The sequence below is a fragment of the Uliginosibacterium sp. sgz301328 genome (assembly GCF_041807905.1).
GTDB lineage: Bacteria > Pseudomonadota > Gammaproteobacteria > Burkholderiales > Rhodocyclaceae > JBGVSA01.
On sequence record NZ_JBGVSA010000011.1, the window covers coordinates 11,644 to 37,201 of the forward strand.

The window sequence follows — 25,558 nt, forward strand, 5'->3', positions numbered from 1 at the left end:
GGAGGCGCTTTCTTTTGACACTCCGCCAGCTACAGTTGGCTGTTCGCATACAGCGGAAGTCCTCATTCATGCTGCAAGTGGTGCTATTCGGCTATTCAGTAGCCGAATAGCACCACTCATCGCTTCGACGAGGTCTCGCAGCGTTGTGAAATGACATGCGGGTGTTGTTAGCGCCATCGGACATCGTTTTCGATTTCTAGATTTTTTCAGACACATATCACTCTCCTGAGAACGGGAATGGCTCGCCCAAAGCGAGCTCGATCCGGACTCTCCTGCAGCCCATTTCCTGATCGTCGGTAGCTGTGGTCAGGGATGGGCTCCTTTCTGTGTACTTGTCCTCAGGAGATTGTCATGTCTGTTCAATGCCCTCGTTGTGAATCCTTCCGCATCGCTACCCGCGACGTTGCCAAACGTGCCGGTGGTGTTATAGGTGCGGCGAGTGGTGCCGCGACAGGTGCGGCTGGCGCTGTGTCCGGCGCGGAAGTGGGTGCGGCAGCTGGTGCTGTTGCCGGGCCGATTGGTATGGCGTTGGGAGGTTTGGCCGGAGCCTTAGTCGGAGGTCTAGTCGGCGGAGCTGCCGGTTGTGTGGCGGGAGCCAAATTCGGTGAAGTCATCGATGAAAAGGTGCTTGGCAACTGCGAGTGTCTTGATTGCCGCTACGTCTTCAGCAATCCCATGCAGCATCACCAGTAGCTCTCAAATCCAGCCGGGACAATCAACGCCCTGGCTACCCATACATCTCATCGATCAGCAGCGCCCCCACTCATCCCCCTCAATGCGTGATCCGTATCAGCTCCACACAGGCTGAGGGCATGTCACGTGTTGTGGACTTCATCTGAAAGGAGGCCCACCATGGCCCATCTTGTTTCTCAAATGGCATACGTTGGTGATACTCCGTGGCACGGCCTCGGAAATCGCCTGCCCACCAAGCAATCTCTCGATGTCTGGCAGGAATCTGCCGGCATGAACTGGGCGATTGAAGAGTCGCCCGTGCGCTACATGGCTGACAGCATCGGTAGTCTCGGCACCATCCATTCCTTCCCTGAACAGAAGGTGCTGTATCGCTCCGACACCAAGGAAGCGCTGTCGGTTGTGTCGCAGCGCTACCAGGTCGTGCAGCCGCGTGAAGTCTTGGAGTTCTATCGCGATCTCACCGAAGTCTCCGGCTACGAGCTGGAGACGGTTGGCGTGCTGAAGGGCGGACGCAAGTTCTGGGCACTGGCCCGTACCGGGCAATCCACCGCCTTGAAGGGGAAGGACGAGGTCAATGGCTACTTGCTGCTGGCTACCAGTTGCGACGGTACGCTGGCAACGACGGCGACACCGACCACCATTCGCGTGGTGTGCAATAACACGCTGAGCATTGCGGTGAATGGCGCCGCCCAGGCTATCAAGGTGCCGCACAGTACGCGCTTCGATTCCCAGCTCGTGAAGCAGCAACTGGGAATTGCCGTAGGCCAGTTCGAGAGCTTCATGTACCGCATGCGCATCCTCGCCGAACGCAAGGTGAAGTCGCATGAAGCCATGGCTTACTTCCTGCGCGTGCTCTGTGAAACCCAGCCGGGCAACACCGAGCCGCAAGGGTTGGCCAACGAGCGTGCCTTGAAGCGGGTGCAAGCCCTCTACGACGGCGCGGGTCGCGGTGCGGAGCTGGATGCCGCAAAAGGTACGGCTTGGGGACTGCTCAATGCTGTCACCGAGTACGTTGACCACGAGCGTCGTGCGCGCAGCAACGAGTACCGCCTTGACTCTGCATGGTTCGGTCAAGGTGCGGTGCTCAAGCAACGCGCACTTGACGCGGCGCTGCAGCTCACCGCCTGACTGGCTGACGCCTTGTCTGTATTCCCTCAACCACCCCGAGCCCCGTGATTGGCTGATGCCATCCGGGGCTTTTCTTTTTTCTGGAGACCCCCATGGCTCAGCCGATCAATTCCAACCCTTCCACACAACAACCTAGCTCACGCAGGCGCGCTGCATTGCGCCTCGTTCCCACAGTCGATCTGCCGCGCGAAGACTGGCTCGAAGTCCGCAAGCGTGGCATCGGCGGTTCCGATGCTGCTGCCAGTGTTGGGCTCAATCCTTACAAGAGTCCGCTTGAACTGTGGCTGGAGAAAACCGGCCGTGATGCACAGCTTCCCAAGATTGATCCCCACGACGAGACGGATCCGACGTACTGGGGACACGTCCTTGAACCCTTCGTGGCAGCCCACTACACCAAGCGCACAGGGCGCCGTGTCCGCAAACTCAACGCCGTGCTTCAGCATCCTGATCCCGACTTGCCTTGGATGCTCGCCAACATCGACCGTGAGGTTATGAGCTGTCCCGATGTTCAGATCCTCGAATGCAAGACGGCTGGCATTCAAGGAGCCAAGCTCTGGCGAGACGGCGTGCCCGAGTACGTGCAACTCCAGGTTCAGCATCAACTGGCGGTCACCGGCAAGCAGGCCGCCGATGTTGCCGTGTTGATCGGAGGGCAGGAGTTGGAGATTCATCGCATCGAACGCGACGAGCTTCTGATCCATCGTCTCATCACGCTGGAGCGCGAGTTCTGGCGCTATGTTGAGACTGACACGCCACCGCCTGCGGATGGCTCGGATTCGTCCGAGCTCGCTTTGCGCTGTCTCTTCCCTCAAGACTCAGGTGCAGTGCAGGACTTCCGGCAGGACCGTGATCTGTCAGCAGCATTCGCTGACTTGATATCTGTACGGGAAACCCTTGCCGAGCAGGAGAGGCTGGAAGCGCAATTGAAGCAGCGCATCCAGCAGGCTATGGGCGAAGCGACCACGGCGCTGTTCGAAACGGGGCGTGTGACCTGGCGCCGCTCGAAGGACAGCGCCGCACTCGATACGAACCGTCTGCTGGCCGAGCACCCCGAGCTTGCCCAGGCCTACGCCACCACCAAGGCAGGGAGTCGGCGCTTCCTGATTGTCTGAGCTTCACCTGGCGGCTTCGAGCCTGAACCTGCCTTCCTATCCACCCGCTTCACACGTCCACCGACACGACGCCACGCAACCCGAAAGGGCGACGTGGCGTTTTTCTTTTTCTTACGCAGACGAGGTTTCTTATGTTGAAAGGACTGTGCATCACCCCGCCGATCATGGGTCGCATTTCCATCGGCAAGGTCGTTGAACGGCAAGGCAAGCGCTTGCCGGAGAAGGACGATCAGTTCACGCTGACCAGCCAGATCCAGGGCAGGGACGGCTGGCTTCCTCATCCCTTCGATGAAGCCCTGCGCAAGGCCCAGGGCGGCAAGATCCGAAGCATCCCGATCCGTCTGCTCTTCAACGATCCCGATCTGAACTTTCGTGCGCACTACACACTCTTCGACCGCAAGACCGGACGTCAGCTATGCGTAGGTAACGGAGAGCAATGCCGGCGTCGCAGTCAGGACGGTATCTCGGTCCTGACTTGTCCCTCACCCGATCAGTGCACGTTTGGGGAGGGTAGCTGTAAGCCCTATGGGCGGCTCAATGTCGTGATCGGCGACGACGATCCGCTCTGCAGCTTCGTCTTCCGCACCACCGGCTTTAACTCCATTCGCACACTGATCGCTCGCCTGCAGTACCTCCAGGCCGTGTCGGGCAATAAGCTCTCCTGTATGCCGCTGGAACTGAGGCTGCGCGGCAAATCCACCCGGCAGAGCATGGGCACACCGATCTTCTACGCCGACATCACCGTGCGTGCTTCCATGACTTTGGAGGAGACGCTACTAGAAGCTGCGCGTACGGCGCGTGAGCGTGAAGCCGCTGGTTTTGATCAGGCAGCGCTGGAGCAGGCCGCACGCCAAGGGTTTGCAAATGGCGAGTTCGAGGACTCGGAGGAAGAGCGTGGGGAGGTAATTGAGGAGTTCTATCCGCTAAGCACTGAAGACGTGGCCACGAAAGCCGCAATGCAGGGCGCTACCAGCACAGCCCAGCTCAGTTTGGCGGAAAAGTTGGGTAATAGGCTGCCTCTTGCCACACCTGAGTCCGTAATGTCAGGGGCAGCCGAGAAACCGGAAGGAACGCCAAGGAGCTTGTGATCAAGCTTTGCACGCCATTGCCGGCTACACCGCTAAGAAAGGAGTTGTTCGCCATGATGAATCAACCTTCCCCGCTGGAGACGCTTGCCTCTTATGCGATCGCCTTCATTGCTGGTGCCGTGGCGACCGTATGTGTCGCCGCCTATGGGCGCTGGATGATGGCGAAAGGGCGTGCCCCCAATCCTACCAAGCATGTATGAACTGCCATCTCTGTAAACAGCAAGAATGTTGGAACTGAGACGTACATAAGACACGCACGGAGGGGCCAAGCCCTTCCGTGCGTGTCTCTCTGTGCGTCTTTTCTTTTTTTTGCGATCAGCATCGTGCTCAGTACGCGATTAGTCATTCTGGAGCCGGGTTACCGGTATAACTGACCTAAATCATGCTTAACACGACCTAACCCTGTCTAACCCTTGTTGATATGGCTGAAGAGGGAATAAACTTAGTTCCGCTGCCGCCAATCTGGCGGCGTATTTCTGTTTGGATACAGACATGGAAGATCGCTGGCTCTCTGTCGACGAAATCGCCGATTACCTCGGCGTAGCAAAAGACACCATCTACACCTGGGTTACCTCCAAGGGCATGCCGGGGCACAAGGTTGGGCGCTTCTGGAAGTTTAAGAAGGAAGACGTGGATGCCTGGGTACGAGAGGGCGGAGCCGCTGCTGGCAGCGATGATTATGAGGACAAGGAGCGCCCCAATGTTTGAGCGGCGCCGCACTCCCAGCAGCAACAAAATGAGCGAGCTGAATCGGGAATGTCAGGTGTTCAAAGTCTCTGAAGAACAGAGGCTCAATTGATCGCCCAGCTCGAACGTTTCGTTGGCGAAATAGGCGACATCAACAGCAAGCTGATCCTGTTGGTTGGTCCCAGCCGCAGTGGAAAAACCCAACTACTCCGTCAACTCGGCGCGAAGGTTAATGTCGACCCGCTTAACGTCAGCCTGGAGCTGGGGCGCCGTTTGGCTGCCACGCCGAACCACAAGCGTGGCTTTTCGGCAGGCGAACTGCTGCGGGAAATCGCGGACAAGGAGCGCGATGATGACCCACTACTGCTCGACAACCTGGAGTTGTTGTTCGAGCCGAGCCTGCACATCAACCCGCTCGATATTGTCAGGCGGCTGGCTCACTCCAAACGAGTCGTTGCCGTCTGGCCCGGCGACTTACGTGGCGATCACTTGGTGTATGCCGACATGAGCCATCCAGAACATCGTGACTACAGCCGCGACGGCGTGGTCGTACTCGAAATTTGACCAGATTCAGATACTGAGGGGGAGATTGAACCAGATGTCAAAGAACATGAAATACGGAGACTTGATCCAGTTCGAGCAGATCGAATCAGTCATTCAGCTGCTTGATGCTGGACGCCCGGATGAAGCGAAGAAGCTCGTCGCGACCTACGTCATTTCCGACGACATGGCTGAGCGGATCTCCAAACTCATGGTCCCCCAGCTCAGTTTCGACGACTCGGTCGATCACAAGGGCGTGCTGATCGTCGGTAACTACGGCACAGGTAAGTCGCACTTGATGTCGGTGCTGTCGCTGGTGGCAGAAGACGCCGCTTACGCGCCGATGATCCGCCACCCGAAGGTCGCCGAAGCGGTTACTCCGATCGCAGGCCGCTTTAAGGTGCTGCGTATCGAGGTGGGTGGTCTGCAAATGCCGCTGCGCCAGATCATCACCCTGCAGCTTGAGCGATTCCTCGAAAAGCTCGGCGTCGACTACACCTTTCCGACTGCCGACAAAGAGCTCAACAACAAGGACTCCTTCGAGGAAATGATGGCCGCGTTCGGTGAGAAATTTCCGGACCAAGGTGTGCTGCTGGTTGTCGACGAGTTCCTGGAGTACCTGCAGTCCCGTCGCGACCACGAACTGGTGCAAGACCTGGCCATCCTGCGTCAAATCGGTGAAGTCACCAAGCACCTGAAGTTCCGTTTCGTGGCCGGTGTGCAGGAAGCCATTTTCGACAGCGTGCGTTTCCAGCATGTGGCCGACAGCATGCGCCGCGTCAACGAGCGCTTCACCCAGATCCTGATCGACCGTCAGGACGTCAGTTTCGTCGTCTCAGCGCGCCTGCTCAAGAAGACCGCAGACCAGCAGAACAAGATTCGCGAATACCTCACGCCGTTCGCCAAGTTCTATGGCTCCATGAACGAGCGCATGGACGAGTACGTGCGGCTGTTCCCGGTTCACCCGGACTACCTGAAGACCTTCGAGCAGATCCACTTCACCGAGAAGCGCGGCGCACTCAAGACCATCGAGGCCGCGATGCTGGCCATCCTCGCCCAGGAGGTGCCTGCTGACAAGCCGCTGTTCATCAGCTACGAAAGTTTCTGGAACACGGTCAAGGCCAACTCGGTCCTGCGCGCCGACCCGAACATCAAGGAGGTCATGCGCGTGTCCGAAGTGCTGGAGTCGCGCGTACAGCAAGCCTTCACGCGCCCGCCCTACAAAGCCATGGCGCTGCGCGTGATCAACGCGCTGGCCGTGCACCGTCTGACCACCGGCGGCGACATCCATGTGCCCATTGGCCCCACGGCTGCCGAGCTGCGCGACGCCCTGTGCCTGTTCCAACCAGGTGTGGAGGACATGCCGGGCGATCCGGCCGAGAACCTGCTGTCGATGGTCCAGACCGTCATGCGGGAGGTGCTGAAGACCGTCAACGGACAATTCATCTCCAAGGCACCGGACACCGAGCAGTACTACCTCGATCTCAAGAAGGACATCGACTACGACGCGCAGATCGAGAAGCGCGCCGAAGCCCTATCCGACGACGCGTTGGACCGTGCCTACTACAGCGCCATCAAGGCACTGATGGAGTGCAGCGACGACCTGCGTTACCCAGGCTTTCAGATCTGGCAATACCAGATTGAGTGGCAGGAGCGCCGTGTCGAACGCATGGGCTACCTGTTCTTTGGTGCCCCGAATGACCGCCCCACGGCCCAGCCCGAGCGCGACTTCTACATCTACTTCATCCAGCCCTTCGACAAGCCGAAGTTCAGCGACAACAACCTGGCGGACGAAGTGTTCTTCCGTCTGAAATCTCCAGACGAGGACTACAAGCGCTACTTGTCCCAATACGCAGCAGCTCTCGATTTGGCGTCCACCGCCAGCGGCAGCGCAAAGACTGTCTACCTCTCGAAGGCTCAGGAGTCCTTGCGATTCATGAGTAAGTGGCTGCAGGAAAAGCAGATGACGGCCTTCGAAATTACGCACCAAGGGAAGACAAAAACACTGCAAAAGTGGGTTGAGGGCGTGTCGCTGCGCGACCGTGCGCGGCTAGGGCCAGATGAGCGCATCAACTTCCGCGACGTGGTAAACGTCGTCTCTGGCTTGGCGCTCGGCCAGCGTTTTGCCGACATTTCTCCAGAGTACCCCAGCTTCTCTGTGCTGGTTACCGAGGCCAACCGCAAGCAGCTAGTCGGCAATGCACTGCGTGCTCTGGCCGGCGGCACTCGCACCAAGGATTCGCTTGCCGTGCTTGATGCGCTGGAGCTGCTCGATGGTGACCGCATCGATTCGGCCAATTCCCGCTACGCGCAGGAAGTTCTCAACCGCCTCAAGGCCAAAGGCCACGGCCAGGTGCTCAATCGCAGCGAACTGCTGTCGGGCACCTCAGACGTCGAATATTTCGCGCCGATCAAGTATCGGCTGGAGCCCGACCTGCTGGTCACCGTACTGGGCGGCTTGGTCTACTCGGGCGACATCGTGCTATCGATCACAGGCGACAAGATCGATTCCGGCAAGCTGGTGCAACTTGCGGAGCGTTCGTTGGAAGAGCTCAAGCAGTTCAAACATGTCGAGGCGCCCAAGGAGATCAACCTCGCAGTTCTGCGCGCCCTGTTCGAGTTGTTTGACTTGGCGTCCGGCCTGGCCCAGAAGGCCGGCCAAGGCGATACTGAGCCAGTCGTCAAACTGCAAGAAAAAGTCAGCGCACTCGTTCCGCGCGTACTTAAGGCCGGCTCCGACCTTCAGCAAGGCAAGCTTAGCTTTTGGGGCCAGAGCTTGCTGCGCGAGGAAGAAGCCAAAGATTGGCACGCCCGGCTTGATTCGCTCAAGAAGTTCACCGAGTCGCTGGCTCCGTACAACACCGTTGGCAAGCTTAAGAACCTGCGCGTCACTCAGGAAGACATCGACAGCCAGAAGAAGAATCTAGAGACCCTGGCAGCCGTCGAGCGTCTGCTCGAACTGATTTTGGAACTGGGCAGCACGGCGTCCTACCTCTCGCAAGCCGAGATGGTGTTGCCCCCCGAGCATCCGTGGGTAAAACAGGCCGAGGCGGCCCGCAAGGCGCTGCAGGACAAGCTAAGCCAGGACCGCACGGCCGAGCATGCCTCCGAGTACCGGCAGACGCTCAATCAGCTCAAGAAGGACTACATCACTGCCTACATCGCCAGCCACAGTAAGGCGCGGCTGGGTGTAGCCGAGGACAAGACCCGCAACGCCCTGCGCAAGGACGACCGCCTGCTGGCGCTGCGCGTGTTGGCTGGCGTGTCGCTGATGCCCACTAGCCAGCTCACCGCCTTCGAGGAGTCGCTCAGCGGACTGAAGAGCTGCTCTTCGCTGGATGAGCCGACCCTGGTCACGGCAGCCGTATGCCCGCACTGCCAGTTCCGCCCGTCTGCCGAGCAGTTGGAGCTAATCCCGGCGGCTAACCGCCTGCACAAGCTGGACGATGATCTGGACGAACTGCTGACCAACTGGCAGCAGACTCTGCTGGAAAACCTCGAAGACCCGTTCACACAGGACAGTCTGGGCCTGTTGCCGCCCGCCTCCAAGAAGCTGATCGATACTTTTCTGACGTCACGCACGCTGCCAGACCCGATGACGACTGAGTTTGCCAACGCCGTGCAGGAAGCACTGTCGGGGCTGGAGAAGATCTCGGTAAAGGGTGACGAGATCAAGCAGGCACTGCTTCAAGGCGGCTCGCCGGCCACGCCGGACGATCTGCGCAAACGCTTCGACACCTTCATGAACGAGCGCTGCAAGGGCAAGGACTCAAGCAAGCTTCGCTTCGTGGTGGAGTAAGAATGACGAATGATATTTCCAACCAGCTTCTCGATGACTTCGCAAACGCGGAGCATCCGGATGCTCGCGTTCAGGCGCTGACGGATTTGATGACCCACAAGGTCATCCCCAAGCAGGCTGCTGATGCCCGCTTCGAGAAGGGCCTTGAATGTTGGGTCTTGTTGGCAACGCAAGCGGATACAGTTCCCAGCGTTCGGTTGGTAGCCATCGCAGAGTTGGTCAGGGCGACTCAACAGCTCAAAAAGCGTCAGCCGGATTTGCTCAAGCGGCTTCAAACGAGCATGGGCGTACCCTTTTCACCGCTCAACGAGCTTACTGACCCTGAAGATCGCCTGAATGTCGCGAGGGCCTGCACATTCCTGACGGCTGATTGGCTCAAGCCGTACTTGGCAGCAAGCATCGCTGCCGAGCAGGGTGCCAAGGTACGTTCAGAGTTGATGGCGGGACTAGTTACCCGTTCCTCCTCCATAGCAGATGTCCTCGAGCATTTGATCTCGGCATTTGATGCGCTTCAACTGGAGACGGAAACTCCTGCTGATTCGCGCGCCAGGCGACTCACTGCCACGCTCGAAGCATTCCGAACGACTGTTCTGGGAGCTCTGCTTGATGCCGGCGACGAAGTCGGAGGCAAGCTCAATAGCTGGTTGGTCACTACGTTCTCGAAGACTGGGCGCCCTCAGGAAGAGTCCGCACAGCTTGCGCTGACCCGTGAAGTCGCGCTGGCGCTGCATGACTTGGTTCGATCGCGTTTCTCTATCTCAACGGAACCTCAAACCTTCCAGGCGTTGAAATACTGCAGGGGGTTTTTCACAGGTATCTCGTGGCCCGCAGCCGTTCGAAACGAAACTGACTTGCTGGTCCAGGACGTTTCCGAGGCTCTGGTCTTGCTAGGACGAATGGGTATCCCAAACCAGGCCTTGCTCGAACGCCTTGAGCTGGTCTGTGGCATCAAGGAACGCGCGCGTGCGGTGGCGTCATCACTGGCGGAAAAGCACACAGAGCTGAGCGAAGAGATTCGGTCGTGGCTGCGTCTGGGTCGAACCGTCAACACCGTTGCAGCCAGTGACGTGTTGCAAGAGACCTTGCTGGATGCCAGCGATGAAGCCTTGGGGCTGGCCTTGATCGAAAGTCGGGAGCTGCTGCGACAGGGCGAGTCGATTCGCAAACTCGTGCTGACATCTCTTCAGATCCTTGATCCGTCGATGGCTTCCGTTTTGCATGACTACCTCTCTCAAGCAGGCAATGCAGGCGCAGCGCTTGAGGAGCTCGCAAAGCGTCGTGGGCTGGATCTCTATGGCAAAGCAGGTGATGACATCCCGTTCGCACCAAAATACTTCGATGCTATCGGCAGTATTCGCGGCACCCAAGTCACCATCGTTCGGCCTGCCATTGTGAGAAGCACGTCAGACAACACGGTTGGACAGGTCGTCAAAAAAGGTCTGGTTGAATAATTACATTCACGGGGGAGATGACAAGAATGGATATTTCGCAGGCATGCATGCTGATTGAGAATCTGCTTGATCGCATTGAACGGAACCCTGAAACGGGCAAATACCATCTGGGAGTGATCTCCAGCAAAGAGAAGGAGGCTTTGCAAAGCGCACTCGCCAGCTTGAGGGGAGACGATGGCGAAACCATCGGCACTCCGACCACGGGCGTCCAGGTGCCCGAAGTGCCTCAGCCGCCCCCTCCTGTTCCTGCCTTGCCGGAAGTCATTCTGAATGTGCAGGCTATGGAACGCACGCAGCCCGAGAGTCCCGAAATCACCCTGTGCCTGGATTTCGGAACGGCCATGTCCAAGGCCTTTGCCATCGCAGGTTCATCCACTCCGGTAGAGCTTGCTCTGGGAAAGCGTGCTGGTAGCAGCGGTTACCCGGTGGAATCATCTCTGTTCATCTCAGATGATGGCGTCCTGCATTTTGGGCCGCAGGCAGTGGAGCTTGGGACCCATGCGATTACCCTGGGCCGGACCCGGTTCGACTCGCCAAAATCGCGTCTCTCCATGGGGAAAAAGCTCGACATCAATCGTGTTCCTTTGGCCAAAGACAAGAACCCGTTTGAATCCATCCCGATGTCTGAGGGTGAAATGATCACCCTGTACCTGGCCTACCTGACCGATCTGGCCGGTACTGAGCTTTCCGATAAAGGCTACTCACGTTATTGCGCCCGTCGTTTCGCGCGCCCCTGCTGGGACGATGACCGCAATCAGTGGGCGGAGCCCTTGCTGCGTCGCATGCTTGCGCAAGCCCAGATTCTGGCTGACACATTTACGGGGCGCTGGCTCGAAGGCATTCCGCTTGCCGAAGCCAAGCAGGCTTTGATCAAGCTGAATGAATTGGCGGTGCAACCCGATTATCTGCTTGCACAAGAGGGGATTCCGGAGCCTGTCGCTGCAGCTTCCAGTCTGATGCTGGCCGATGAAGCGCAGCGCGAGCTCTTCTTAGTCGTGGATGTGGGGGCTGGTACGACAGACTTTGGCGTATTCCTGCTCCAACACAATCCGGACAAGGAGGTTTGCAAGGTCCGCATCATCCCGGACACCATCAAGTACTTGCCTCAGGCCGGTAATCGCGTCGACGAACTCCTCAAGCTGCATGTGCTGGATCTTGAAGGCGTCGACATCGCCAGCCCTGAGGGGCGACACAACGCGGACTTCCTGGACAGCACGATCCGTCTGCACAAAGAAGCCTTATTCCGCGATGGCACGGTCGCCGTGCCCATGGCAAACAAGTCTCGCGTCACGGTAGAACTGCCGACATTCATGGAAAGCCCACGCGTCAAAGCCTTTACGCTGCTGCTGGAGAATGAGTTGGCGGCTGTGCTTGAGTGCGTGAAAGACGGCTATCTCGATCTCATGCGAGGCACCCATCTCAATGTCGTACTCACAGGCGGTGGTGCCACGCTGCCGATGATTCAGCGGCTTGCCACTGGCGTGATCGAGGTGCGAGACCGAAAGATCATGCGCCGTGCTGCACCCAAAGTGCCGTCGTGGGTAACAGAAAGTTACCCCCAGTTTGAATCGCAGTACCCACAGTTGGCAGTCGCTATCGGCGGTGCGAATCCAGATCTGCCAGAGCTGGCTGAGAGCGTCGCGGATTTCAAGGGGCTGTCCGGCCGTACGTACTCGATCTGAACGTAAGGGGCGAGGACTTGCGGTGCAATTGCCGATTGAAGCTTGGTCGTAGATCGTAAGAGAAGAATCGAAGGAAGAGTAATGGGTGATCTTTTTGGTAATCAGGTGGCCAAGTCAGGCCCGGTTGAATGCCTTGGGCAGACGTTCCCAAGCGACAAGGCTCGTCGTGAGCACTACCTGAAGCTGCTTGCCGAGAAGCTCAAAGACCCTGAGTTCCGGAAGATCGAAGGTTTTCCTATTGGCTCAGACGACGACATCCTCGCGCTATCTGATCCACCGTATTACACGGCGTGTCCGAATCCTTTTCTTGAGGACTTTGTACGTGAGTACGGGAAGTCATACGACTCATCGCGGCCGTACAGCAAAGAGCCCTTCGCTGCAGATGTTAGCGAGGGGAAAAATGATCCGGTCTACCTTGCTCACAGCTACCACACAAAAGTCCCGCATAAGGCGGTCATGCGATACCTGTTGCATTACACGAACCCCGGAGATCTCGTACTAGACAGTTTCTGCGGGACGGGTATGACCGGGGTTGCATCGCAGCTTTGTGCCGACAAATCGGAGGTTCAGTCGTTAGGCTATCGAGTAGATACAGACGGAACGATCAGTTCTCTCGAGAAGATCGAAGGAAAGGATTCTTGGGTTTCGTTCTCCAAACTCGGAGCGCGCCGAGCGGCTCTGAATGACCTATCACCTGCTGCGACCTTTATTGCTTACAACTACAACAGCCCAATTGATGCATCGTCATTTGAGTACGAAGCGGCTGGTGCTCTTAACGAAGTTGAGAAAAATATTGGTTGGATGTTTCAGACGCTTCACAAGCCTTCTGAAAACGATGTCAACGATGCTGTGGCCGCACTGGAAGGCGCAAATCTCTCTCTATCAGGTTTGAAAGCGTCGATCGGGAAGATCAACTACGTAGTTTGGTCTGATGTATTCATTTGCCGAGAATGCGTCGGGGAAATCGTTTTCTGGGATGCCGCCGTCGAAAAAGAATCGGGACAAGTGTCGGAGCCGTTTGATTGCCCTCATTGCGGCGCATCAACTACGAAGCGATCCCTCGATCGGGCTTGGGAAACTAAGTATGACCAACTCTTGGGTCAATCAGTCAAGCAAGCCAAACAGGTTCCAGTCCACATCAGCTACAAGGTCGGGCGAAGCAAATACGGAAAATCACCAGACCAGTTTGATTTCGCGTTGTTGAAAAAGATTGATGAAGTATCTCCCAGCGTCTGGCTCCCTGCTTTACGTATGCCAGAAGGTGATGAGGCGCGTCGAAACGATGAGTCAGGAATTACTCATACGCATCAGTTCTTCACTCGCCGGAATCTTATGGGGCTTGGTTTTTTCCGGCACAGTCTTGGGAAGGTCTATCGTGGCGTGAATCTCACCTCCACGGCGTTGGTTGCTTCAAAGCTCTACCGCTTTCGTTCGCAAGGCGGGAGTTTTGGTGCAGGAGGCGGTCCCATGAGCGGGACTCTCTATATCCCGTCACTCATCAAAGAAATACCAGTCACAAAACTTCTGAAGGAGCACATAGACAAACATGCGCGCCTCAAAGCGTCGCGTCCTTTGGCAGGCAGTGCCTTCGCGACTACAGGATCAGCGAGCAAGCTCCCATTGCCTTCAAGCTCCGTCGATTACATCTTCGTCGATCCTCCTTTTGGGGCGAATATTCAGTACTCTGATCTTAACTACCTTTGGGAGTGTTGGCTGGCAGTTTCAACGAAAGTGGACTGCGAGGCGGTTGAGAGCAAGACGCAGGGCAAGTCGATCGATAAGTATCGGATGCTCATGGCGGAAACTTTCAAGGAAATGCATCGAGTATTAAAGCCCGGCCGCTGGATTACGGTCGAGTTCTCTAACACCCAGGCTAGTGTGTGGAATGCGATTCAGACCGCGATCCAAGAGGCCGGTTTTGTTGTTGCAAACGTTTCGGCTCTTGATAAGAAGCAGGGTAGTTTCAAGGCGGTGACAACAACAACGGCGGTAAAGCAGGACTTGGTGATTTCCGCGTACAAGCCAAACGGTGGTCTTGAAGACCGGTTCGTGAAATCCGGCGGCACCGAAGACTCAGTCTGGGATTTCGTTAGAACCCATCTTGGCTATCTGCCGCGAGTGAAAGTTAAAGGCGGAGAACTAGAGTTTATTGCCGAACGCGACCCACGCATCATCTTTGATCGGATGGTTGCTTGGTTTGTCCGACACAACGTGCCGGTGCCAATGTCGACGCATGAATTTCAGGCCGGACTCGCTCAGCGATTTATTGAGCGTGACGGAATGGTATTTCTTCCTGATCAAGTCTCCGAGTACGACAAGAAGCGACTGCAAGTGGCAGTGGCGCCGCAAATGGAAATGTTTGTCTCTGACGAACGCAGCGCTATTGACTGGCTGACAGACTATTTAAAGCGGAGGCCATCAACGTACCAAGAGGTGCACCCGGAATTCATCAGTCAACTCGGTGCGGCATGGAAGAAGCACGAGTCAAAGCCAGAACTGTCTTCGTTGCTTGAAGACAATTTCATTCAATACGACGGCACGGGTGAGGTTCCAAGCCAAATCCACAGCTACCTCTCGACCAACCACAAGGATCTGCGCGGTTTGGAGAAGAACAGCCCAGCCCTTGTGGCCAAGGCCAAGGATCGCTGGTACGTGCCCGACCCGAACAAGGCACAGGACTTGGAGAAGAAACGCGAGAAGGCGCTGCTCAAGGAGTTTGACCACTATCGAGCATTCACGGGTCGCCGTTTGAAGGAGTTCCGCCTGGAAGCGCTGCGGGCTGGCTTCAGAGCAGCTTGGGGCAATAAGGACTACCAGACGATCATCGACATAGCGAAGAAGGTGCCCGATGAGGCCTTGCAAGAGGACGAAAAGCTGCTGACGCTCTATGACCTCGCCTTGACCAGAACGGAGGAGATCTAAAATGGCGATTATCGAAGGGTTTCGCGTCCAGAATTTTCGCGCTTTACGTGATGTGTCACTGGGCAAGCTGTCCGGGGAACAGGTCGGCGAGCCACTCACGCCGTTCACGGTGGTGATCGGCAAGAACGGGGTTGGCAAAAGCACTTTGTTTGATGCCTTCGGTTTTGTGGCGGATTGCCTTGTCAACGACGTGGAAACCGCCTGCGACATGAAGCAACGCGGTGGCTTCGAGCGCATGCGCTCAAAAGGTGTTTTTGCGCCGATTCGATTCGAGATCTACTACCGAGAAGCGCAGAACGAGCGACCCATTACTTATGAGCTGGCGATTGATCTGGATGCCAATGGCCGTCCCTTTGTTCTTTCTGAGGTGCTGAAACAACGCCGCAAAGGTGAGAAGTATGGTCGCCCATTCCCCTTCCTGCGTTTGGAGCATGGCAGAGGCACTGTATGGGCAGGTGAATATGCCGTAGAAGGCGGCCAGGAGGACAGTACCAGTAGCCCGGTGGAGCTGACAGATCCCCGTGAACTGGGCATTTCAACTTTGGGGACGCTGAAAGAACATCCCCGCATTCGAGATTTCAGGGACTTTCTAAAAGGTTGGTATCTCTCGTATTTCTATCCTGACGCTGCTCGTAGCTTACCCAGCGCAGGGCCCCAGCGGCATTTGAACATTCACGGGGACAACATTGGCAATGTGGTTCAGTTCATGGAGCGAGAGCACAAGGATCGCTTCAAGAGCATTCTGGATCGCATTGCCAGCAAGATTCCGGGCGTCGCCAAGATTGACACCAAAGTGACCGATGACAAGCGTGTGCTGTTGCGGTTCAACGATGGCGCCTTTGGCGATCCTTTTTTTGCCCAGCAGATGTCCGACGGCACGCTGAAAATGTTTGCCTATCTTCTTCTGATGGAAGATCCAGAGCCGCCACCGTTTATTTGTATCGAAGAGCCGGAGAACGGTCTTTATCACAAGCTGCTGGAGGCACTCGCACAAGAGTTTCGGACACATGCCACCGGCAAAAAAAATGCGCCGCAGGTATTTGTGACTACGCATCAACCTTACTTCGTAGATGCCTTGTCACCTGAGGAGGTGTGGGTCCTGGAAAAAGGGCCGGATGGCTTCTCTGCGATTCGCCGGTCGTCCGATCTGGAGGTTGTCAAGAATTTGGTAGCTGAAGGCTTGCCGCTGGGTGGGCTGTGGTACAGCGACTATCTCGATGCGAGGTAAGTATGCACATCGAGATATTGGTAGAAGACAGCTCTGGGGAGAAGCTGCTGGAAGTGGTGCTGCCCAAGCTGCTGGGTGAATATGGGAATCCGCACACATGGAACATGCACTCCTACAAAGGCATAGGTCGCATTCCAAAAAACCTTAAGGGTAGTGCCGATCCAGCCAAGCGGATTTTGCTCGATCAGCTCCCTCGGCTGCTGCAGGGGTATGGACGAACGCCAGGTATTGACGCGGTGGTGGTTGTGCTGGACACAGACAGGCGAAGCTGTGTGGATTTCTTGAATGAGTTAAAAGCGTTGGCCGCAGGCTGCCACCCGGCACCGAACACACTGTTTCGGCTAGCTATCGAGGAGGTTGAGGCTTGGTATTTGGGCGATAGACAGGCTCTGACGGACGCATATCCGCGCGCCAAGGCTGATGTGTTGAATCGCTATGTGCAAGACAGTGTTTGCGATACTTGGGAGTTGTTGGCTGATGCGGTGTACCCAGGTGGTTCTGCGGCGATCAAAAAAGCCGGCTGGCCTCTGCCGGGACAGGTGAAGCATGAATGGGCGGAGAGAATTGGCCCATTGTTGGAGCCGGACCGAAATGTCTCTCCGAGCTTCGGCAAATTGCGTGATGGACTGCGTCGCTTGGTCGCGGAGGCTGTTTGAGCGTGACCAACGGCAAATTCGACATCGGTGACTGGTGCTGGATCACCCGGCAGGGATCGCCCTGCCGGGTGATCGAACGCCAGGACGTATGGGGTGAAGTGGCTTACCGGGTCTGGCTGCCCGCCAAGGATGCGGTGGTACGCGCGCGGGCGGTGGACCTGGCATTGCTGGAAAGCGTGCCTCCAAGTGTGGAGCAGATCCTGCACACCACGGCGGCTGCCAAGCTGCTGGATGCGCTGGAGGACAACCTGCTGTTAGCGCCCATTCAGTCAAGCGTAGTGCCGCTGCCGCATCAGCTCTACGCACTGAACCGCGCCATCAGCCGCGACCGTATCCGCTACCTGCTGGCCGATGAGGTGGGCCTCGGCAAAACCATCGAGGCCGGTTTGGTGCTGCGCGAATTGAAGCTGCGTGGCAGGGTGAAGCGCATCCTGGTGGTGGCGCCTAAGGGTCTGGTGCGCCAGTGGCAGGCTGAAATGCGCCTGCACTTTGGCGAGAAGTTCCAGTTCATCGAACCGTCAGAGTTGGCAGCTTTCCGGCAGTGGCGCAGCGGCGATGCAGGTGAGGAAGAGAACCTGTGGCGCATGCACGACCAAGTGATTTGCTCGCTGGATTCGGTGAAGCCGCTGGAAGGCCGTCGCGGCTGGAGCTTGGAACAACTCAATACCTACAACCGCGAGCGCTTCGAGGACCTGATCTCGGCGTCGTGGGATCTGGTCATCATCGACGAAGCGCATCGCATGGGCGGCAGCACCGAGCAGGTTGCCCGCTACAAGTTGGGCGCGGCGCTGGCCGAAGCCTCGCCCTACCTCTTGTTGTTGTCCGCCACTCCGCACCAGGGCAAGACCGACCAGTTCATGCGGCTTATGCAGTTGCTGGACCGCGAAGCTTTCCCGGACGAGAGCAGCGTTAGCCGCGAGCGGGTGCGGCCCTTTGTAATCCGCACAGAGAAGCGTATGTCCATCAATGCCGAGGGCCAGCCGCTCTTCAAGCCGCGCGTCACCCGGCTGCAGGCTGTAGCTTGGCAGGCCCGGCACGACGCACAACAACAGCTGTATGAGGCGGTGACCGACTACGTGCGCCACGGCTACAACCAGGCGATAGCGGCCAAGCAGCGCCACATTGGCTTCTTGATGATCTTGATGCAGCGCTTGGTCACGTCCAGCACAGCCGCCATCCGCACCACGCTGGAGAAGCGCCAGGCGTTGCTCGATGCGCCGCAGCCGCAGGCCAACCTGTTCGAGAACACCGGCGCCGATGAGTGGGCGGACCTCGACGGCCAATCGCAAGTGGATCTGGCGATGCAGTCTAGCGGCTGGGAACTTGAGAAGTCCGAAGTTGAGACGCTGCTGGAGCTGGCGCGGAAAACCGAGGCGGCGGGAACGGATGCGAAGGCCGAGGCGTTGCTGGAGCTGATCTACAAGCTGCAGCAGGAGGAAGGCGAGCCGGCGTTGAAGGTCTTGATCTTCACCGAGTTCGTGCCCACTCAAGCCATGCTGGCCGACTACTTGGAGAGCCGTGGCTTCTCTGTGACGACGCTCAACGGCAGCATGGATCTGGAAACCCGCACACGCGCGCAGCATGCGTTCTCCAAGGATGTACGCGTGCTGATCTCAACGGACGCCGGTGGTGAAGGTCTGAACCTGCAGTTCTGCCACGTCATCGTTAACTTCGACATGCCGTGGAATCCGATGCGGATTGAGCAGCGCATTGGCCGAGTAGACCGGATCGGACAGAAGCATGTGGTTCGCGCCATCAACTTCGTGCTTGAAGACACCGTGGAGCACCGCGTGCGTCAGGTGCTGGAAGAAAAGCTGGAAGTCATCGCACAGGAGTTTGGCGTCAACAAAGCGGCCGACGTAATGGATTCGGTCGAGGCAGACCCGGTCTTCGACGAACTGTTCGTGCACGGCTTGCAGAACCCGGACACCATTGAGCAGGAGTGCGACGCGGTGGTGTCGCAATTGCGATCCACGCTGGCGGAGTCGAAGAAGAGCAGCGACCTGCTCACGACCGAGCACGATCTGGAAGCCGACGATGCGCGCAAGTGGCGTGACCACCCAGCGCAGTTCTGGCTGGAACGCGCCATCACCAGCGGATTGGCTGCGCGCGGCGGCTCGGCCACGAAGGTTGGCAATGCGTGGCGGGTGAAATGGGCGGACGGCAGCGAGTCGGCACAGGCTTGTTTTGACGCCCGCACGGCAGATGAGAACCCGGAGTTGGAATGGGTCACTATGGAAGACCCACGCGCTCGGGCCGTGATCAGCGAGCTGCCGCGCTTTGTCGCTGGCCAACCACTGCCGGTGATCCGCGTGACCGGGCTGCCGGATTCGGTACGCGGCATCTGGTCGCTGTGGGAGATCAGCCTTGCGGCTGAGGGCTTGAGCCGGAAGCGCTTCCTGCCGGTGTTCATCAACGAGGACGGCCGCCCCTTCGTGCCGACCGCCAAGCGCGTCTGGGATCTGCTGTTGACTGAAGCCGTGGACGTGCATGCCGTGACAGGTGCCGAGGAGTCGGTGAGCTGGTTCGATGCATCGCAGGCGGCTGCCAGTACGCAGGGTGAACGGATCTTCACTGAGCTGCTGACCGAACACCGCGCCCGGCTGAAGGAAGAACGCGAACGTGCGGTGTATGCGTTCGAGGCCAGAGATCAGGCGATAGGGCGAATCGGATTGCCCGCAGTGCGGGAGCACCGGCGCAAGCGGCTGAAGCAGGAACACGATGAACGCATGGCCACCCTAGATGACATGGAGGCCAGCGTGCCGGATTTGAATGCTGTGATGATGGTGAGCGTCGGAGGTGATGCATGAGCCTTTGGACGGAGCGCATCCTGAGCCACTTCACTGCTGACCTGACCCGGCTGTGGGTGGCGTGCGACCCTGACGACGTCTTGCTCGACGAGAAACTGTTGCCCGAGCTGCGCAGTCGCGGCTTTGAACTGATGCTCTACGAAGACCCGTTTGCCTTCCGCGCGGAGTATGAGGAGCGCTACCGTGCCGCGTGGGATCGGGGTGAGCAAGGGCCGGCACCTTCGCTAGTTCTGCATCTGCGCAGCGCCGATGCGAATGCGTTGCCTTGGGACATCGTGCATCACGGTCGTGTGGTGCGCCTCAGCCTTGCCGATCTGTTTCCCAAGCTGGCTTACAGCGCCGTGCAGCAAGTCGAGCCGGAGCATCTTGCCGGGCTGTTTCATGCCCATCAGACCGAGTTGCAGAATGCGCGCGGCGAGAACGAGTCGAAGGACTTCATCCTCGAACACGTCTACCAACTGGCGCCGAGGTCGATTCGCAACCCGGTGGACTTCTGGCGCGAGATACTGCGAATGCACTTTGCCAATCGATCGTTGCCGCCGATGTTCGCCCAACACGCTGCAGGCATCATTCAAGGCAAGGGGCTGTTCACGGACTTGCCCATCGCCACATGGCTCGCATCCAGGAGTGCGCTGCTGCGCGTGGTGCAGGATGTGTGGTTCCGCTACCTGAAGACCTTGGGGTTGGACGGTACCCGTACTGCTGAACCGCCACCACCCGACTACATTGCCAAGATCGAGATCCCGTTCGACCATTCCGATGTACAGGTACTGGTTGATTCCATGTTCCTGAACGGCAGCTTGCATCCGTTGGCGGTGCACAGCATTCCCGCAGGGATGCCGAGCTGGATCAAGGCGGGGATTGTCCAGGACGCAGCCGCGTATAAATCATTGCTCCAAAGCGGCCTTGAAAAACTGCTGATTAGTGTCCCTGGAGCGTCGGCGTCTTTCAAGGACTGGATCGATTACTCGAAGAGTCTCGGTGAGTTGCTTGCCCGAGCTTACGAGCTACCGCCTGACAGCGATTGTGAAGTCCAGACAGTCATAGATAGTCTCATCAAGTCGATACAGACGAAGTCAGATGAGTCGCTGACTGCGTGGATAGACGCTCAGCACTATTCCGATTTGATTTTGCAGCCGGCCGTAAAATCACCGGCGATGGTTCATCATATCCCGCGATATTTACAGAGGCGCCGTAATTCTGGTGAGACCAAGATCGCTCTTTTGGTATTTGATGGACTTGCTCTTGATCAATGGATTCAGGTTAGAGAGTTCTTAATCCATAAGTCGAGCCCTTTTGCTTTTGAAGAGGGCGCTACATTCGCGTGGTTACCAACTGTTACGTCGGTATCGCGTCAGGCGATCTTTTCCGGGCTCAAGCCTCGTGAGTTCGAGAGTTCTATCGATGGAACAGACAAAGAGTCTACGTTGTGGAGCTCGTTTTGGCAGAACGAAGGAGTTTCTTTAAAAGACGTGATGTATCAACGAGCCTTGCGAAGTGTGAGCCAATTGGCGGAGCTAGAGGCTCGCATTGATCAGTCGTCTCCTAAAGTAATTGGCCTGGTCATTGATGAAGTGGATAAGCGAATTCACAAGGAGCGTTCAAAAAAGGACGTGTCTATGTGGATCCAGCACTGGTTAGAAACGGGCTTCGTCCATAAGCTTTTTGCGCTGCTGTTAAAGAACGGGTATCACATCTATCTCACGGCGGACCACGGCAACGTGGAGTCAACCGGCGTCGGTAGACCCAACCAGGGCGTCATTGCCGAGACGCGTGGCGAGCGCGTACGAGTTTATCGTAGCGGACCGTTGTTGGCCGATTCTGCTGCGGCCTATCCCACTACAGTGAGGTTGGACGTCGCTGGACTACCCGCGAACTTCATGCCGTTATTCGCAGGCGGACGAACCGCCTTTGTGCCGGAGGGCGACCAGGTGGTAGTCCACGGCGGGGTATCGATCGAAGAGTTGATCGTGCCCTTTGTGAAAGTCAGTTACGTTATTGGTACCGAATGAATTCATCAGCCCCAAAAATAGGCTTTGATCGGTTTATTCAGTTTGATTGGGCAGCTGCAGCACTGAATATTCGTGCGGGCGTGGCTGGGCTGGATGATCTGAATGCACTGTTTGATGCAGCCGAGCTTGGCGAGGAAGCCAGGAAGAAAACACGCACAGTACTGAATCGGCTGTGGCTGGAGCCGCGCGCAGAGCTGGTTGACTACGCTGATCGTGGTGTGGCCATCTACAAGTCTCAACCAGACGTTTCGATTGCAGCGCTGTGCTGGGGCATGTCCGCGGCGACCTATCCGTTCTTTGGCAAAGTGGCCGAGCTGGTCGGACGCCTGTCAGCCATCCAGGGCGACTGCGCGTCCGCCGAAGTGCATCGCCGAATGAGCGAAGCGTACGGAGAACGCGAAGGCACTAGGCGCATGACCAACATGGTCATTCAAAGTCAGGCGAATTGGGGTGCGGTAGATCGGGTCGAAAAAGGCAAGCGCGTTATTCGGCTCGGAGCAACAGAGATCGACAACGACGAACTCACTGCCTGGTTGATCGAGGCCGCAGTGCGCTATGCCGGCAAGCCTGTTGCCATCCCTAGCCTACAGTCGCAGCCCGTGCTGTTTCCCTTCAGCCTGACCCGGCCACTGGCATATGTCGTTTCAAACAGCGCGAATCTGGTCCTTCGATCGGAAGGGCCAAGCAACCTGTTTGTTACCTTGCAGAATGCCATTGAGCGAGGTTGAGATTCATCAACGCTGATCAGAATCGGCTTGTACCAAAGCCGTGCAATCCGTTTCCATACTCTTTTGTAGCTGCCTTGCACAGATAAGAGGCAACGTAGAAGAAGTCCGCGAAAGATTGTGGATTCCGTGCGTTCAGCCGATGCGCCCCTCCTTCAGGGAAGTGCAGCAATCCCACAACCCCATCTTCCGGCAATCGCAGGGCACTCGCCCAAGCTTCATGCAGGAAATTGAATAGGTTTCTGTGGCCTAGCTCGAACAGTCCCAATGTATGGAAAGCGTCGTGGTTTAAGAAGAAGGCAAAATGAAAGTGGGGCTTGCCATGAATGCCATGCTCTCTAGCCCATGCAAACCGGACATCCGTGTCATGCGCTCTCTCCAAGCGTCGCTGTGCTGACATTCGGTTGTGTTCGACTTTAGCTTTGAAGGAATCTACAAACCGTTGCAGGATAAAGTTGGAGGTGTCTTCATCGACGGTCATCCATTCAGGAAATCGCAGATCAACTCGAAAGGCGAGGGTTCTTGGATGGGCAGCTACCGCTCTTTGCATGGTCTGATGCAGGCGGCCCAAGTACTGTGCAATCAGAGGACCTTTCTGGACTTGTACCTGCATGCCCTTGTAAAGGGGCTCATACCAAAGGATGAGATTGGTGTTGTAGGGGTTACGAACGTACATGATTAGCTCCACGGTATTTGTTCATACCGTTAGCTATCTCAGTAAAAATTTACGTAAGTTCGTTAGCTGAAAATGTAACTTCGTATATCGTTTCTGTAGTATTCATATTAAAAATAAGAATATATTCTTTATATTACTAATCCGACATGCCGGCAGCCATAATGGCTGTGCCCATTAAACTAAAGAGGCGAGAAATTGCCTCAAATTCCAGGAGGCACTACTCCTGCAATTTATTACTTGAACAGGTGTTCAGTTCTTTTTCCAAGGCGGAAGCAGTTGTCGCGGAAACGACTTTCAGAGCATTTGGCATGACGGTCCGGCGTAAGCGGTTTTCGTCATGCCAGCTCTTGTTTGGCCATTTGTCATTCGGGAATAGCGCGTCGTTGAGTTCCGATAATTTGAAATGCCCGTTGTGTATTTCTTGATAGAGCAGCAAGTCAAAGCATGGCAATACACGGTCATTGTGCCAATCTGAAAATGTAAACTCGTTTATGCCGCCAAGCGGCTTTTTTAAATTCATTTCCTCTCTTGTTGTCTTGAGCCAAGCAGAGAACTCTTTCTTGATAGCCTCGTCGTCGCCAGACATGTTGATCGTGATCGTGGCAGATCGAGTGGGGCCGTAAACGTCCTGCATCATTTTCCAAGTCGGCATTTTTTCTATCAGATTAACAAGTTCCCGCGAGCCTTCTATTTCATAGCGCGTGAAGTAATCCATCGCGTTCCACGAATTGAACTTATCTACCCATGAGCTGCTCGTGATTCGCTCGTCGTCAAGTGATTCGAACAAGTCTGCCACGGTGTAGTCGCGAACAAGGCGTTTTGTGCCAACAGAATGCACCGTGTACTTACAAAAAGGCTTTTTAATCAAATTCTCCACATGGCCTTTGTAATTGACGTAAATGTTCTCGACATCCTCAATGTCAAATTCTCTTTTTGTTGATTTTTTCCAGTCAGCCGAGAGAAAAACCCGGTACTCGATCGCTCGATGCCATTCCAGGACACCCCACCGCTTACATGCGTCGTATTTTGAAATATCGAAAATGGGTGGAATTGACAAGAGGCGTTGCTCGTCAAGCCGGATTTTTGCGCGCATCTGAGCCTTTCATTTTCAACAGATGGTCAGTCCACTTTTCCAAGGCGGCTCGCCGCTCGTCAAAATAGGTGTGTTGATCATAGATTCCTTCTACGCCCGGCATCTTGTGGTTAAGGCACATCTCAGAAATTTCTCTTGATACGCCAAGCCTGCGCATGTGGCTTTTCATTGTGCTTCTAAGGTCATGCGGGGTGAATCGTCGGATCTTGGGTGAGTACTGAGCTATCCAGTAATAAATCGCTTCGCGAAGCGCGTCTTTATTGCGATGGGTATCGCCATCAAAACGTGCCATGCGGGAGCGCGAGTGCGCGGGAAAAACATAAGCCGACTCACCTCCAAGGCCGATCAAGGACTCAAGCCATTCTGAGACGGCGGGCACGAGTGGGATGTCGATGGCCGGGCCGGTTTTTGTGCTCGGTATATGCCATCGGCCTTCAGCCAAGTGCACATCTTCTCGCCTTGCTGTGTTGAGTTCTGAAACACGAACTCCAGTAGCCAGTAGGATCCACACCACAAGGCGGTTTTCGAGCTTCATTTGGGCGTTCATCAACACATGCAGTTCGTCGTCGGAAAGCATCAAACGAGTTCGTACTTCCGGCCGTTTGCCAATGACGGACTCAAGTTGGATGCCTGCACAGGGAGTGGCAACGATCAGCCTCTTTCCCGCTGCGTGCTTAAATATTCCCCGCAGCGCGCACCACAACGTAAATCTCTCAACCCACCCGACTTTGACGCGTTCAATCTGCGAGACGATGTCAAGCGCAGTGACTGACTGGACGGACATGGCCCCCATGCCATGCTCTATGCGTTTCAGATTTCGGCCGTAACTGCGCTGTGTGCTGTCTGCAAGGGTGACGAGTACGAGTTGTCGATAGTCGTTGATCAGTTCGCGGACAGTCCAATCTCGATGCGTCTTCGCGCGCCGAAGCTCATCTGCGGGGTTGACTCCATCCGTTAGCGCTAATCGATTTTTTATGGCCAGGGTGCGGGCTGCTGCAAGCGATAAGTCAGGGTAGCGCCCAAGCGTGATCTCCTGCCTGCGGCCGCCGTGCCTAAACCGGAGAATCCAAGTGGCAGTGCCATTGGGGGACAGCGTAAAGGTCAGTCCTCCGCCATCCGACTTGGCGATAGGGGTGCCAGCGCGCACCCACTTTCGAAGCTGTATATCCGTGAGTTGGTTCGCTTGCACTCTTGCCATGACTGCCTCGTACGCCGTGGGTAGCTACCCAACTAGCTACCCAATATGGGGGTGATGC

Annotated in this window: 18 protein-coding genes; 15 read left to right on the forward strand and 3 right to left on the reverse strand. The window is 56.5% G+C overall.

Features of this window, described 5'->3' with window-relative positions:
- The first annotated feature begins 873 nt into the window (after positions 1-873).
- The 15 genes from ACDA63_RS10000 (at position 874) to ACDA63_RS10070 (ending at position 22,536) form a co-directional block, all read left to right on the forward strand.
- Positions 874-1,821 carry a DUF932 domain-containing protein gene (locus ACDA63_RS10000; protein WP_373663225.1) on the forward strand — a complete coding sequence of 316 codons (948 nt, stop codon included), beginning with the start codon at positions 874-876 and terminating at the stop codon, positions 1,819-1,821.
- 92 nt (positions 1,822-1,913) lie between these two features.
- A complete protein-coding gene (locus ACDA63_RS10005; protein WP_373663090.1) occupies positions 1,914-2,933 on the forward strand; it encodes a YqaJ viral recombinase family protein in 1,020 nt (339 codons plus the stop codon).
- Positions 2,934-3,064: 131 nt separating this feature from the next.
- Positions 3,065-4,021, forward strand: coding sequence for a hydrolase or metal-binding protein (locus ACDA63_RS10010; protein WP_373663091.1), 957 nt, complete (start codon positions 3,065-3,067; stop codon positions 4,019-4,021).
- Between the two features lie 53 nt (positions 4,022-4,074).
- A complete protein-coding gene (locus tag ACDA63_RS10015) occupies positions 4,075-4,221 on the forward strand; it encodes a hypothetical protein (protein ID WP_373663092.1) in 147 nt (48 codons plus the stop codon).
- A gap of 292 nt (positions 4,222-4,513) precedes the next feature.
- Complete coding sequence (locus tag ACDA63_RS10020) at positions 4,514-4,729, forward strand: helix-turn-helix domain-containing protein (RefSeq protein ID WP_373663093.1); 216 nt, start codon at positions 4,514-4,516, stop codon at positions 4,727-4,729.
- Between the two features lie 87 nt (positions 4,730-4,816).
- The gene (brxF, locus tag ACDA63_RS10025) at positions 4,817-5,272 is read left to right on the forward strand and encodes a BREX-3 system P-loop-containing protein BrxF (protein ID WP_373663094.1); all 456 of its coding nucleotides are present in this window, start codon (positions 4,817-4,819) and stop codon (positions 5,270-5,272) included.
- A gap of 46 nt (positions 5,273-5,318) precedes the next feature.
- Entirely contained in the window at positions 5,319-9,047 is a 3,729-nt protein-coding gene (locus ACDA63_RS10030) for a DUF6079 family protein (protein ID WP_373663095.1), read from the forward strand.
- 2 nt (positions 9,048-9,049) lie between these two features.
- A complete protein-coding gene (locus tag ACDA63_RS10035; protein WP_373663096.1) occupies positions 9,050-10,498 on the forward strand; it encodes a hypothetical protein in 1,449 nt (482 codons plus the stop codon).
- A gap of 26 nt (positions 10,499-10,524) precedes the next feature.
- Positions 10,525-12,180 (forward strand): hypothetical protein, encoded by a 1,656-nt coding sequence (locus ACDA63_RS10040; RefSeq protein ID WP_373663097.1) that lies wholly within the window; start codon positions 10,525-10,527, stop codon positions 12,178-12,180.
- 81 nt (positions 12,181-12,261) lie between these two features.
- Positions 12,262-15,102 carry a DNA methyltransferase gene (locus tag ACDA63_RS10045; protein WP_373663098.1) on the forward strand — a complete coding sequence of 947 codons (2,841 nt, stop codon included), beginning with the start codon at positions 12,262-12,264 and terminating at the stop codon, positions 15,100-15,102.
- 1 nt (position 15,103) lies between these two features.
- Positions 15,104-16,330 (forward strand): AAA family ATPase, encoded by a 1,227-nt coding sequence (locus ACDA63_RS10050; protein WP_373663099.1) that lies wholly within the window; start codon positions 15,104-15,106, stop codon positions 16,328-16,330.
- Between the two features lie 2 nt (positions 16,331-16,332).
- Complete coding sequence (locus tag ACDA63_RS10055) at positions 16,333-16,986, forward strand: hypothetical protein (protein ID WP_373663100.1); 654 nt, start codon at positions 16,333-16,335, stop codon at positions 16,984-16,986.
- A gap of 2 nt (positions 16,987-16,988) precedes the next feature.
- A complete protein-coding gene (locus ACDA63_RS10060) occupies positions 16,989-19,796 on the forward strand; it encodes a DEAD/DEAH box helicase (protein ID WP_373663226.1) in 2,808 nt (935 codons plus the stop codon).
- On the forward strand, positions 19,793-21,808 hold the full coding sequence (pglZ, locus tag ACDA63_RS10065) for a BREX-3 system phosphatase PglZ (RefSeq protein WP_373663101.1): 2,016 nt from the start codon (positions 19,793-19,795) through the stop codon (positions 21,806-21,808). Before ACDA63_RS10060 ends, pglZ begins: the two co-directional genes overlap by 4 nt.
- Positions 21,805-22,536, forward strand: coding sequence for a hypothetical protein (locus ACDA63_RS10070; protein WP_373663102.1), 732 nt, complete (start codon positions 21,805-21,807; stop codon positions 22,534-22,536). Before pglZ ends, ACDA63_RS10070 begins: the two co-directional genes overlap by 4 nt.
- A 16-nt stretch (positions 22,537-22,552) precedes the next feature.
- Here the strand turns inward: ACDA63_RS10070 and ACDA63_RS10075 are convergent, their stop codons facing one another.
- From ACDA63_RS10075 to ACDA63_RS10085, 3 genes are all read right to left on the reverse strand, one after another.
- Positions 22,553-23,209, reverse strand: coding sequence for an inovirus Gp2 family protein (locus ACDA63_RS10075; protein WP_373663103.1), 657 nt, complete (start codon positions 23,207-23,209; stop codon positions 22,553-22,555).
- Positions 23,210-23,426: 217 nt separating this feature from the next.
- Positions 23,427-24,302, reverse strand: a complete 876-nt coding sequence (locus tag ACDA63_RS10080) for a DUF6387 family protein (protein ID WP_373663104.1) — start codon at positions 24,300-24,302, stop codon at positions 23,427-23,429.
- Positions 24,280-25,500 (reverse strand): tyrosine-type recombinase/integrase, encoded by a 1,221-nt coding sequence (locus ACDA63_RS10085; RefSeq protein WP_373663105.1) that lies wholly within the window; start codon positions 25,498-25,500, stop codon positions 24,280-24,282. The genes ACDA63_RS10080 and ACDA63_RS10085 overlap by 23 nt, the downstream gene beginning before the upstream one ends.
- Positions 25,501-25,558: the final 58 nt, after the last annotated feature.